Raw genomic sequence first — 14,141 nt, forward strand, 5'->3', positions numbered from 1 at the left:
GCTATGATTAAAGACGAGGTAACATCGAATCATCGCCAATCGATGGCTGATTATTTGTCGCCGCTTGCTCGGAGCATCAAACCGTCAGGCATCCGGCGCTTTTTTGATTTGGTCAGTACCCGTAAGGACGTAATTACGCTTGGCGTAGGCGAACCGGATTTCGTAACGCCTTGGCATGTGCGCGACGCGGCTGTGTACGCGCTCGAGAAAGGCAAGACGCAATATACATCCAATGCGGGCATGCCGGAGCTGCGCGAGGCGATCGGTCAATATTTGAACGATTCCTTTGCCGTTTCCTATAATCCGGCTAACGAGGTTCTGGTAACGGTCGGCGGCAGCGAGGCGATCGACCTTGCCCTGCGGGCTTTGATCAGCCCCGGCGATGAGATTCTTATACCGGAGCCATGCTATATTTCCTACTCGCCGATTACGACGCTCAGCGGCGGGAAAGCCGTTGGCATCGAGACCTTTGCGAAGGATAATTTCAAGCTGAAGGCAGAGTCGCTGCGAGCGGCGATTACGCCAAAGTCCAAGGTTCTTATTCTATGTTATCCTAGCAATCCAACCGGCGGCATTATGACTTACGAGGACTGGCTGCCAATCGCCAAGGTGGTTGAAGAGAACGATCTGATCGTTATTTCCGACGAAATCTACGCGGAGCTTACTTACGGCTCCAAGCACGTGAGCTTCGCCGCTATCCCGGGCATGAAGGACCGGACGCTGCTTGTGAGCGGCTTCTCCAAAGCGTTTGCCATGACCGGCTGGCGGATGGGTTACGCATGCGGCCATCAGGATCTGATTGGCGCGATGCTGAAGATTCATCAATACACCGTTATGTGCGCGCCGATTATGGCCCAATACGCGGCGCTTGAGGCGTTGACTCCTCATGGCCTGGAAGAGAAGGACCGGATGATGGAATCCTACAACCAGCGCAGACGTCTTGTTGTGAAGGGCTTCCGGCAAATCGGACTGGAGTGCCACGAGCCGGAAGGAGCGTTTTACGCTTTCCCTTCCATTACGTCAACGGGTCTAACCTCCGAGCATTTCGCGCAGCGGCTGCTGGAGGAAGGGAATGTCGCTGCCGTTCCTGGCGACGTATTCGGCCTGGGAGGCGAAGGGCATCTGCGCTGCTCCTATGCGACATCGGTAGCCCAGCTTACGGAAGCGCTTGACCGGATCGGACAATTTGTTCATAAGCTGAAGCAGGGCTAACAGGAGTAGAAGATAAACAGGCAGGGCGCGCCCTTGCCTGTTTTTTTGTGGTATAGTGAAGGGAACAATTCCCTTAAGGAAGGGCTGATTTTGTGAAAATTTATACGCGTACGGGAGACAAGGGCCAGACCTCGCTTATTGGCGGACGAGTACGGAAAGACGATATCCGCGTTGAGGCTTACGGCACGATCGATGAGCTGAATTCCTTTGTCGGTCAGGCCGCAGCCGAGGCTGCGAAGCATGAGGAACTGGAGGATATGGCCGCGCTCCTCGTGGATATTATGCAGGAGCTGTTTGACTGCGGTTCGGATCTGGCCTATGCAAGTCCCGGAGCTCCGCTTAAAGTAACGGAAGAGGCGGCGGTTAGGCTTGAGGCAATGATCGATCAATATACCGAAGAGGCGCCTGAGATAACAAGGTTTATTTTGCCGGGAGGAAGCTCCGTGTCGGCTTTGCTGCATGTATGCCGGACCGTGTGCCGACGGGCGGAGCGCCGCGTCGTTACGCTTGCCGCGGAGCATCCTGCCAATCCGGCTAATCCGGAAGTGCAGAAATATTTGAATAGGCTGTCGGACTTTTTCTTTGCGGCGGCGAGAGCGGCCAACGCAAAGCTTGGCGTGCCTGACACCGAATATGTACGGAGTGCGGAAGTGTTCCGCAAGAAATCGAAATGACAATGCAAGATATAGCAGGGTATTACAAAGCGCTGGCCGTTGAGGTCGGCGCTGATCTGGCAGGAAAAGACGTTAGGACGGTGCTGGAACGGAAGCTGGGCGTATCGCGCTCGCTTCTGTCCCGGATCAAGCTGACCGAATACGGCATCACCGTTAATGGAGCAAGGGCGTACACCACGGCGAAGGTCACCGAAGGAGATTGGGTTGCCATCCGGATGGAGGAAGAGATTTCGGAGGATATTTTGCCGCAGGATCTGCCTTTATCCATTGTATTCGAAGACGATTATCTGCTTGTCGTGAACAAACCCGCGGGTATCATCGTTCATCCCACGAAGGGGCATTACACCAATACGCTAGCGAATGGGATTGTGCATCATTGGCAAGTTAAGGGCGAACGCGTACGGTTCCGTCCGGTTCACCGGCTTGATGAGGATACGTCGGGACTGGTCGTCATCGCCAAAAATCCGTACATTCACCAGCAGCTATCGGAACAGCTGCAGGCCGGCACGATTGTGAAGATCTATTGCGCCTTCGTCTATGGCTTGCCATCCCCGGCGGACGGAACGGTTGATGCGCCAATTGACCGGGACCCCGAGGATCCGCATGTCCGAATCGTAACGCCTGAAGGGTATCCGTCTATCACGCATTACAAGACGGTGGCCGTGTTTGGCGAGGGTCTAGCATCCAGAGTCCGATTAAAGCTGGAGACCGGGCGAACCCATCAGATCCGCGTCCATATGAAGCATATCGGCTGCCCGCTGATCGGCGACGGCATGTACGGATTGCGGGCGGGAAAGGTCGACGAGTGGGAGACGATAGCCGGACGTCAGGCGCTTCATGCGGAGACGCTTGGGTTGACGCATCCGATGACAAAGGAATGGATCGAATGGACGGCGGCGCTGCCGCCTGATCTTGTGCAGCTGGAGCTGGCGTTAAGAGAGTGCTGAGGGCAAGCTTGAACAAGCTAACGGCGGACTGCAACGGAATAAGAGGAAAAAACCGTGTTATAGCCGGTTGGAGACCGGCATGGGCGGTGCTTTGAACGAAATAGGAGGATTTGCACAGATGAGCAAGCTGACGATTTACCAATATCCGAAATGCGGTACATGCCGACAGGCCGTTAAGTCATTGCAGGCGAAGGGCAATGAGCTGGAGCTGAAGCATATCGTGGATGAGACGCCAACTCCCGACGAACTGAAAGTGCTGCTGCAGAACAGCGGATTGGAACTGAAGAAATTTTTTAACACTTCAGGCGAAGTGTACAAGGCGCTTGGGCTGAAGGACAAGCTCGGCAGCATGAGCGAACAGGAGCAGCTTGAGCTGTTGGCCTCCCACGGCATGCTGATCAAACGTCCGATTGTAACAGACGGCAATAAAGTAACGGTTGGGTACAAGGAAGAACAATACGAGCAAGTATGGAACGGGTGACGGGATGAGGAAATCATGGCGTTCTGAACGGTTGTCGCAGCTGGGCTCGTCGATTTTTGCCGAGGTCGCGGAGTGGAAAGCGGAAGCAGCCGGCAAAGGCCGGGACATTATTAACCTTGGCATCGGCAGTCCCGATAAGCCTCCGACGGAGGCTGTAAGAAAGGCATTAAGCGAAGCGGCGCTGCGCACGGATATTTATTCATATCCGGGTACGCACGGCAGTACAAGCTTCCGCCGGCAGGCAGCTGCCTGGATGGAGCACCGGTTCGGTGTGAAGCTGGATCCGGATCGCGAGCTGGTTTCCCTAATGGGCTCGCAGGACGGCTTGTCCCATTTGGCAATGTCGCTCTGCAATCCGGGCGATATGGTTATCGTGCCTAATCCCGGTTATCCGATTTATACCGCGGCGTTAGCGTTGGCGGGAGTGGAGCCGTATTTGCTTCCGCTGAAGGAAGAGAATCATTTTCTTCCGGATCTCGACTCGGTACCGAAAGAAGTATGGGAACGCGCAAAATTTATTTTGCTGAACTATCCGGGTAATCCTGTATCCGCCACTACGGATCTTGCCTTCTTCGAACGATTGCTCGCTAAAGCCAAGTCGCACGGCGTACTGGTCGTTCACGATGCGGCATACTCCGAAATGGCGTTCGATGGACATGAGCCCCCAAGTGTATTGGCAGTTCCGGGTGCATTGGACGGGGCGGTAGAATTCCATTCCTTGTCCAAAAGCTTTAATATGGCAGGCTGCCGCATCGGCTTCCTTGCCGGGAACCGCGAAGCGGTTGGAGCGCTGCGCGAGCTGAAAGAAAACATCGATTACGGCGTATTTGGCGCTGTTCAGGAAGCGGGCGTCGCGGCGCTGCAGGAAGCAATGTCTGCTTCTGCGCCGCCTAAAGCCGGCGTATTATATGAACAGCGGCGGGATTCGTTTATCGCGGCTTTGGCCGTCGAAGGCTGGGCTGTAGAGAAGCCGAAAGCGACCATGTTTGTGTGGGCAAAACTGCCGGAGCGCAGCGACGGCACCACATGGACCTCCCGCGAGTTCGCGCGGAGCCTGCTGGATCAGACGGGCGTCGTTGTGATACCGGGCGAAGCGTTCGGCAGCGAGGGCGAAGGGTTTGTGCGGATTGCTTTGGTCGAAGACGAAGCAAGGCTGCGTGAGGCTGCACGGCGGATCGGCGCGTTTCTTAGAGGTTAGGATCCTGATTGCGATGCGGCACTACGCAAATCAATACTCTTCCGATCGCTGTTGTCCCCGAATTTCTTCATTTGGAATCCGCTTTAGCGGATGAAATTCGGAGGACAAAGGCGAACGCTGCGCTTCTCCAGAGTATTGATTCGCTTCGCTTCGTCCAAGCAATTTTATAGGGGCCGTTTTCATCACTCGGAATACGAGTAATGGATATGAATTAGTTTGTCATCACTCGAGAAATGAGTGATGGTTAACGGGCCGCGGCCCGTACACGGTTTTGGATTCATCTTAATGCAAAATCAGCGGCATTAAGAGAGGTTGGGAGCTAGGGAACGGAGCGAGTGAATGTTCCGAGGGGAAGGGGAGCGGGAAGCGGAGTAGGGGAATGTTCTTGAGAAGCGCAGCGTTCGCCTTTGTGTCCGGATTCGGACCCTAGTCCGATTGTTCAAGGAATCCGGACACAACAGCGATCGAAAGAACATTCCCTTACGCAGCGACCCCAGCGACCCCATCCCCACAGAATTCACCTGCGCAGTAACCACCAAGCGACCTCTCCATCCACAATGCCAGCTTTTGCATTACAAGGAACGCCAAAACTGCTGTACAATAGAATCATATTACGGTGTAGAGGATGGCCTTTCGAATGAACGAAAATAAAATTCTTGTCGTAGACGGAATGGCGCTGCTTTTCCGCGCCTATTTCGCCCAGCAATACAGTGCTAGACGTCTCGCAGACGGTACGCCTACCAATGCGATCTACGGTTTCATGCAATATCTGTTTGACGCGGTGAACCAGTTTCAGCCCACCCACGTGGCATGCTGCTGGGATATGGGAAGCAAAACGTTCCGCACCGAGATGTACTCGAATTACAAAGCGAACCGGCCGGAAGCTCCGGACGACTTAATCCCGCAGTTTTCGCTCGTGAAAGATATCGTAGCCGCACTTGGCATTCCGAATATCGGAATCGAGGGTTACGAAGCGGACGACTGTATCGGCACGGTATCGAAGCAGCTTAGCGAGATGGCGCATGTGTATATCCTGACTGGCGACCAGGATATGCTCCAATTGGTTGACGAGCGCATACATGTTGTCATCATGAAAAAAGGCAGAGGCAATTATGCGGTCTATGATCCAGGTTTTCTCAAAGAAGACAAAGGTATCCATCCATTCCAGGTTATCGAGATGAAGGGCCTGACCGGCGATACAAGCGATAACTACCCGGGTGTCAAAGGAATTGGCGAGAAAACGGCGCTGAAGCTGCTTCAGGAGTTTGAATCGATCGACGGCATTTTGAGCAATCTGGACTCTTTGTCCAAGAGCATTAAAGCAAAGATTGAAGCGGATCTGGATATGCTGCATTTGTCCCGGACGCTGGCGCGTATTAACATTGAAGTGCCGGTTGCATGCAGTCTGGAAGAATGCGTATGGAGTATACCGGCTGAAGCCGAGGTTGTATTTGAAAAATATCGTCTGGCCTCATTATTGAAATTAATCGGTTGATTTGAAAGGCAGCTGCGCTAAAGGCGCGGCTGCCTTTTTTTTGCCAAAAAATACTAAGTTTTTGTTGCGGAAAAAGGAAACTGGAAACAAGTGTCGAACTGGTAACTAAGACCTATATTGGCTAAAAACAAGCAACTTCTCATGTTAGCATTGCCCATTGGCGGTAACTGGGCGGCAGGGCGAACCGAGAGGGTTTTTGGCGCGCGAAGACCGGCGGATCTGCGAGCGATAGAAGAGCAACAAACGGTACGGGGCAAGGGTCATCTGCGCAACCAAGAAAACACTTGCGAAGCAAGAATCACCACAAATAGCTCAGGATAGCCATTTGTGTGACAATTCTGTTTAGGAGGCGGATTATGAAAGGTGTTTTACGAAAAACAGGAATGGCGGTTATGTCGGTGCTGCTGGCGTTAATCGTGTTCAGACTGCTGCCCGCGCAAACGGGCTATGCGGCAGCGCTGGCTCCCATTCCGGCAAGCGTGGATTATTTCCACGATAATTCCGGTTATTATTTTAACGGGGATGACTCCGTAGGTCCGGGATATAGCTGGATTGGTACTTATTTCGATTCCGCGTATGGCAACTCTGTAACGGTTATGCAATTTGATCTGAGTTCTATACCAGTCAACGATACCGTTTCGAGCGCGATATTAAAGCTGTTTGTGCCGTACGTAGACTACGACCACACAGACCCAACCCCGCTATTTGTAAATGTCTACGGGTCTAATGATGACGTTATTTCGGAATCATCGCAAAAAATTCCTACGCAAGATGTTACGATCATTAATGGACAAACGGGGATCACGCAAGGCCAGTTTCTAAATATTGATCTAACCTCTTATATTAAAACCCAGGCTACGGGTGACAGAAAAGCAACCCTTGTGCTGACAAGCAAAGACACGCCTGGTAAAAGCAATCAGTTCGCCATCAATTCTAACAATGCGCCTTCCAACAAACCGGCTCTGGAAGTGACTACCGCAACAAACGCAAAAGTACTGTCGGTGGCGGCTCCGCCGAATGGAACATACACAGCCGGACAAAACCTGGACTTTACGGTGTATTTTGACCGAATCGTCAACGTAACGGGATCGCCTTCCCTCTCTCTGACGATTGGTTCCACGGTTGTGCAGGCAACCTATGCATCAGGTACTGGCACTACCGCTCTTACCTTCCGCTACACGGTAACAAGCGGACAGCTTGATACCGATGGCGTATCATTAGGAAGCTCGATCAGCCTCAATGGCGGCACCATTAGAAATGGCAGTAATGAAGACAGTATTCTTACCCTCAATAATATTGGCTCTTTAACCAATGTAAAAGTAGACGCCGCAGCTCCAACGGTAGCCTCAGTAGCCGTACCGGCTACCGCGACTTACGGCAGCGGGCAAAGCCTCGCGTTTACGGTCAATTTTAATGAACCTGTATACGTAGCAGGCGGAACGCCTAGCCTTGGTCTTACGATCGGATCGACAAACGTACAAGCCAATTACTTAAGCGGTTCGGGAACAAGCTCGCTTGCATTCCGATACGATTTGCAAGACGGGCAATCGGATTCCGACGGAATTGCGGTAAATACTCTTGCCCTCAATGGGGCAACCATCAAAGATTTGGCAGGAAATGCTGCAGCTTTGACACTCAATAGCGTTGGCAGCACGGCAGGCGTGAGAGTAGATGCCATAGCTCCGACCGTCGGTTCAGTAGATGTGCCTGCTGCGGGTACCTATAAGACAGGCGATCCGCTTACCTTCACGGTCCATTACAACGAGAACGTAAACGTAGCGGGCAGCCCTTATTTACCGGTTATAATCGGCAGTTCTTCGGTACAAGCAAGCTACGTATCGGGAACGGGAACCCCAAACCTTCTATTCCGCTACACAATCCAAGCGGGCGATCTTGATACCGACGGAGTTCAGCCAGGGGCAAATCTGGCGTTGAACGGGGGAACCGTTCGGGATGCGGCAAACAATAACGCAAGCCTCTCGCTTTCCGGCATCGGAACCAACATCGTATTGGTAGATGCGGTCGCCCCGACAGTTAGCAGCGTAGTCGTGCCTGCGAATAAAACTTATCTGGAGGGGCAGGATCTTGATTTCACGGTTGCATTTGATGAAAGCGTGACCGTGACGGGATCACCCTATTTGCCCGTAACGATTGGCAGCAAGGCTGTTCAAGCAAGCTATGTATCGGGTTCCGGAACGCAAGATCTCCTGTTCCGCTATACGGTTCAGGCTGGAGACTATGATGCTGACGGAATTGCGGTTGCCTCCGGCTTGAGCTTGAATGGCGGCACGATAAAAGACACCGCTACGAATAATGCCAACCTAGCCTTGAATAATGTTGGAAGCACGACGGCGGTATTGGTAGACGCGACAGCTCCATCCGTTAGCAGCGTTGACGTGCCGGCGAGCCAGACCTACGGGCCGGAGGCTAATCTGGACTTTAGGGTTCATTTTAGCAAAAAGGTTGTTATCGCCGGCGGAACGCCTTCCTTTCCTTTAACGATTGGATCCTACACGGTGCAGGCGCAATATGTTTCCGGAACGGGTACGGACACGATTGTATTCAGCTACGTCGTGCAAGCCGGCGACAATGACAATAACGGCATTGAAGCGGGCAGCGCTATTTCTTTGAATGGCAGTACGATTAAGGATGAATCGGGGAATCATGCCACTCTGACCTTGGCCGGCGTCGGCAGCACTACAGCCGTCTTGGTTGATACGGCGGCACCGGCGGTTACGGGAGTCGAAGTACCTGCGGATAGCAGCTACCGGACAGGCTCCGTACTGGAGTTTACCGTTCATTATTCCGAGAATGTTACGGTAACCGGAGTTCCAGCCTTGCCAATCACCATCGGATCTTCAACGATCGAAGCCGCTTATGTATCCGGTACGGGGACAAACGCCCTTTTATTCCGGTATACGGTGCTTAGCGGACAGGAGGATTCGGATGGCCTCCAAGTTGGCGGCGTTCTGGCGCTGAATGGCGGATCGCTGAAGGATGCGGCTGGAAATGCGGCAGATTTGACCTTGAATGCTGTTGACGATACCAGCCAAGTATTGGTCGATGCCGTCGCTCCGTCCGTTGCAAGCATTGACGTGCCGGCGGCCGGTATGTATAAAGCAGGCAGCAGCTTAAGCCTTACGATCCACTATGACGAAAAAATTTCCGTAACCGGAACGCCTTACATCGCGTTAACGATCGGAAGCGCTACGGTCCATGCCGCTTATGCTTCCGGATCGGGAACAAAGGACATCACTTTTACTTATTCCGTTCAAACCGGGGATGAGGACACGGACGGTATTGAACTAGGTGCGGTAGCGTTAAACGGCGGAGCGCTAAACGATGCTGCTGGCAATGCGGCTAGCCTATCGCTTACTTCAGCGGGCAACACCAACGAAGTGCTGGTTGATACCCATGCACCATCTATCGCAAGCGCGGACGTGCCGGACAACGGCATTTACAAAGCAGGGGACAGACTTAAATTTACCGTTCATTATGATGAGAAGGTTACGGTAACCGGCGGAACGCCTTATCTGCCCGTAACGATTGGCTCGGCTGCGGTCCAAGCCGTTTATGTATCGGGTTCGGGCACAAGTTCTTTGCTGTTCGCGTACGACGTGCTGGCGGGAGATAACGACTCGGACGGCATTCAAGCCGGCAGCGCCATTCAATTAAACGGAGCAACGCTTCAAGATACGGCAGGTAATGCCGCTGTTCTGACATTGACAACAGGCAGCACCAGCGGAGTGCTGGTGGATACCGCGGCACCTTCCGTCACCGGCGTGCAAGTGCCTGGCAACGGTTATTACAGTGAGGGTTCGGCTTTAAACTTTACGGTTCACTACAATGAAAAAGTAACGGTTACGGGTACGCCGACCCTTCCAATTACAATTGGTTCTTCAACTGTTCAGGCGGCATATGTAACGGGAACGGGAACGGATTCTTTGGTTTTCACCTATACCGTGCTAGCGGGTCAGGTGGACTTGAACGGAATTTCCGTAGGCACCTCCCTCAACTTAAATAGCGGAACGATCGCCGACGCGGCAGGCAATGCGGCGGATCTGGCGCTCGCTTCCGTAGGCAGCACAAGCAACGTCCTCGTCGATGCGATTGCTCCAACAATCGAAGGCGTAGACCTTCCTGCGGACGATACTTACCTGGCAGGAGAACAGCTGAATTTCACGGTTCATTACGACGAGGCGGTAACGGTAACCGGAACGCCATCCATTTCGATTACGATTGGTGCGGCTACGGTACAAGCCCAATACGTGTCGGGTACGGGGACAAAAGATCTCCTGTTCCGCTACACCGTGCAAACCGGCGATAATGATGCGAACGGCATTGAGGTTGGAGCCCTCAGCCTGAACGGCGGAACGCTGAAGGACGCAACAGGCAACAACGCCGCAGCGGTTCTGGACGGTCTTGGCAGCACGGCTGGAGTGAAGGTCGATGCGGTTGCGCCTGCGGCAACAAGCTTGGATGTTCCGGCTGACGGAACGTACAAAGCAGGCGAGGCTTTGACTTTTACGGTTCATTACGATGAAGCCGTTCACGTAACCGGCGGAACTCCTTATTTGTCCGTCACCATTGGGACTATGCCAGTCCAAGCGTCCTACGTGTCGGGCACAGGCACCAATGCGTTGGTATTCCGCTACACGGTATCAGCAGGTCAAGAAGATACGAACGGCACTGAAGTAGGCAGTGCAGTGAATCTGAACGGAGCTTCCATTCAGGATGCGGCCGGCAATGCGGCCGGCCTTGCTCTTACTGGAGCAGGCAGCATTAGCACGGTACACGTCGATGCGATTGTGCCAACCGTTACTAGCGTAGCAGTTCCCGCAAACGGAACGTACAAAGAGGGAGACCAGCTGGACTTTACGGTTAACTTCAACGAAAACGTAACGGTCAGCGGCGGAACGCCGAATTTGACGATTACGCTTGGTTCGACAGACGTCCATGCTACGTATGTATCGGGTACGGGAACGAACGTTTTGTTGTTCCGATACACGGTACAAGCCGGCGACATTGATGGAAACGGCATAGAAGCAGGAAATGCCATTTCCTTGAACGGAAGCACGCTAAAGGACGCGGCAGGCAATGCGGCGGATCTGGCGCTCGCTTCCGTAGGCAGCACAAGCAACGTCCTCGTCGATGCGATTGCTCCAACAATCGAAGGCGTAGACCTTCCTGCGGACGATACTTACCTGGCAGGAGAACAGCTGAATTTCACGGTTCATTACGACGAGGCGGTAACGGTAACCGGAACGCCATCCATTTCGATTACGATTGGTGCGGCTACGGTACAAGCCCAATACGTGTCGGGTACGGGGACAAAAGATCTCCTGTTCCGCTACACCGTGCAAACCGGCGATAATGATGCGAACGGCATTGAGGTTGGAGCCCTCAGCCTGAACGGCGGAACGCTGAAGGACGCAACAGGCAACAACGCCGCAGCGGTTCTGAGCGGTCTTGGCAGCACGGCTGGAGTAAAGGTTGATGCGGTTGCACCGAGCATTACGAAGGTGGAGGTTCCGGCAAACGGTTCTTACAAAGCGGGAGCAAATCTGCAGTTTACGGTTCATTTCAGCGAGAACGTCCATGTAACGGGCGGTACCCCGGAGCTCGATGTGAAGCTTGACGGTAAAACCGTTCAAGCCGCGTATGTATCGGGATCGGGTATGAACGCTCTTGTATTCCAATATGAAGTGCAAGCCGGAGATACGGATTCGGATGGCATTGAGCTTGCTGCGGCTATTTCCTTGAATGGCGCGGCAATGGCTGACCAAGCAGACAATGCGGCTGTACCTACCCTTGCAAACGCAGGCGATACAAGCGCCGTACGGATCGACACAACCGTACCGGTTGTGGATCTGGTCAGCGTTCCTGCTGACGGAACGTATCATGCAGGGGCAAACCTTGATTTTATTGTTAAAGCAAGCGAACCGGTTATTCTTGATGTCACGGCAGGAAAACCTTACCTTGAAGTACAGGTTGGAGCTGCTGTCGTCAAGGCGGAATACCTGGAAGCCGTATCGTCAAGCGAGCTCAAGTTCCGTTACACGGTACGTCTGGAGGATCAGGATTCGGATGGCATCGGCATCGATTCCGGAGCGCTGGCCTTAAACGGAGCGGTTATTTCGGATGCCGCAGGCAACGGCTTCAGCGCAACGCTTAACCATATCGGCGCTACGCAGAACATTAAGGTGAGCAACAACTTCTCGATTACGCCGAGCGAGACGGATTGGACGAATAAAGACGTAACGGTGACCGTCGTTACCGATCCGGACAACACCATAGAATACAAGCTGGGCAGCGGCGGGACATGGACGAGCTATACCGCTCCCGTAGTTGTTTCTCAGGAAGGACTGACTGCCTTTTATGCGAGAGTCACCGATCCTGAGAATCACATCGGCGAGGTCAAATCAGTCGAAGTGAAGATCGATAAGACAGCTCCGGTTATCGTGCTGAACGGCAATGATACGGTTATTGTATACAACGGCAGCACCTATACGGAGCAAGGGGCTAAAGTGCAGGATGCGAATCCGGCGGCTCCTCTGGCTACGGTGACCGGGACGGTGGATACCGCCGCTCTTGGTACTTACACGCTGCGCTATAACGCGATTGACCTTGCGGGCAATCAAGCGGCGGAAGTCATTCGTACGGTTAAAGTGGTCAACAAGCCTGTCAGCAACACGAACGTACGCCAAGTGACCGTTGAAGTTGGAGACCCGAATCATCCGCAGGTTGTCGTGCAAATTGATATTGTACGCGAGGTAATCGGCGGCAAGAAAGTGGACACCGTCATTATGAACGAGGACAAAATCAAACAAGCCGTAGAAAGCGCAGTCGGCGCCCACCAAGGAACGATAAGAATTATCGTGGACGACATTCCCGGAGATCCGGCAGACGAGGTCAAGGTGAAACTGACGGTCAACTCCATCAAGTATCTCCTCGACAGCTCGATTCAGGTGGAGATTCAAACGGAGAATGCAACGCTTCATTTATCCACCGAGGCATTAGGCGCGATGAAGGGCAGTCAGGAATTCTTCTTCGATATCATGCCAATCCGCAAGAAGGACGAGCAGAACGCGGTGAAGGACAGGACGGTTAACGCGGAAGCGATCCGCAAAATCGCGAACTCAGGCAAAGTGAGCGTTATCGGGATGCCGATGACGATTGAGACGAATTTGCCGAAAGTAGCGGTTCAAGTTACGTTTCCGCTGGATTCCAGCGTGATTCCAAGCGACCTGAATCAAAGAAAGCTTTTCCTCGCCAGCCTTGGCGTATATATTGAACACTCGGATGGCGACAAGGTATTCCAGCGCGGCAAAATCGTCTATAACGACAAAGGTTATCCGGTTGGCATCCAAATCGAGGTAAACAAGTTCAGTACGTTTACGATTGTGTCGGCCGAAGGAGCAAGCGTGCATCATGATGCTTATATGACGGGCTATTCCGACGGCACGTTCCGTCCGAATCAGTCGGTAACTAGAGCGGAAATGAGCACCATGCTGTATCGTCTTTTGTCCGGCACTCTTCCGGGCAAAGGCTCCGTTACCGCCTTTGCAGACGTGTCCAATAATTTCTGGGCTTCCGAAGCGATCCGGTGGGGTCAACAGGTTGGCATTCTGAACGGTTATCCGGATCACAGCTTCAAGCCTAACGCAACGATTACGCGCGCCGAAATGTCGGCTATTATAGCCAAATGGCTGCAGCTCGATCCCGGCGCCGCGAATCCGGCGTTCCGCGATGTGAAGGGGCATTGGGCGTCTGCCCACATTGCTGCGGCAGCAAAGCTTGGCTACATGACGGGCTATTCGGACGGCACGTTCCGTCCCGACCAGCCGTTAACCCGAGCCGAAGCGGTTGTCATCCTTAACCGGATTCTTGGACGCGGTCCGTTAACCGGCGTAACAACGCCTACTTGGAAGGATGTGCCGGCTTCCTTCTGGGCGTTTGGAGCGATTGAAGAAGCTTCAAGATCTCATGACGCGGCACGAGGTTCCGGCGGCAGCGAAACGTTTATACCAGAGTAAATCAATTGGTTTTTGAGGCCTCTGCCTATTCCTGGCAGGGGCTTTTCTTAATATTTTTATACATTAATTGACAATATCCGTCTCTTAAATCTATAGTA

The 14,141-nt window shown here is 53.2% G+C and carries 7 protein-coding genes; all 7 read left to right on the top strand.

Annotation, left to right across the window (positions count from 1 at the left end; genetic code table 11):
- The first annotated feature begins 3 nt into the window (after positions 1-3).
- Complete coding sequence (locus FHT67_RS01250) at positions 4-1,212, top strand: aminotransferase class I/II-fold pyridoxal phosphate-dependent enzyme (protein WP_132303219.1); 1,209 nt, start codon at positions 4-6, stop codon at positions 1,210-1,212.
- Positions 1,213-1,304: 92 nt separating this feature from the next.
- On the top strand, positions 1,305-1,886 hold the full coding sequence (locus tag FHT67_RS01255; protein WP_132303220.1) for a cob(I)yrinic acid a,c-diamide adenosyltransferase: 582 nt from the start codon (positions 1,305-1,307) through the stop codon (positions 1,884-1,886).
- The gene (locus FHT67_RS01260; protein ID WP_208403077.1) at positions 1,883-2,833 is read left to right on the top strand and encodes an RluA family pseudouridine synthase; all 951 of its coding nucleotides are present in this window, start codon (positions 1,883-1,885) and stop codon (positions 2,831-2,833) included. Before FHT67_RS01255 ends, FHT67_RS01260 begins: the two co-directional genes overlap by 4 nt.
- 118 nt (positions 2,834-2,951) lie before the next feature.
- A complete protein-coding gene (locus tag FHT67_RS01265) occupies positions 2,952-3,314 on the top strand; it encodes an arsenate reductase family protein (RefSeq protein ID WP_132303222.1) in 363 nt (120 codons plus the stop codon).
- 4 nt (positions 3,315-3,318) lie between these two features.
- Positions 3,319-4,512: an aminotransferase class I/II-fold pyridoxal phosphate-dependent enzyme gene (locus tag FHT67_RS01270; RefSeq protein WP_167194940.1), complete on the top strand. Its 1,194-nt coding sequence runs from the start codon at positions 3,319-3,321 to the stop codon at positions 4,510-4,512.
- Between the two features lie 637 nt (positions 4,513-5,149).
- Entirely contained in the window at positions 5,150-6,007 is an 858-nt protein-coding gene (locus FHT67_RS01275) for a 5'-3' exonuclease (protein ID WP_132303224.1), read from the top strand.
- A gap of 356 nt (positions 6,008-6,363) precedes the next feature.
- Positions 6,364-14,043: an S-layer homology domain-containing protein gene (locus tag FHT67_RS01280; protein ID WP_167194943.1), complete on the top strand. Its 7,680-nt coding sequence runs from the start codon at positions 6,364-6,366 to the stop codon at positions 14,041-14,043.
- Positions 14,044-14,141 lie beyond the last annotated feature (98 nt).

This window comes from Paenibacillus sp. BK720 (assembly GCF_011761545.1).
Taxonomy (GTDB): Bacteria; Bacillota; Bacilli; order Paenibacillales; family Paenibacillaceae; genus Pristimantibacillus.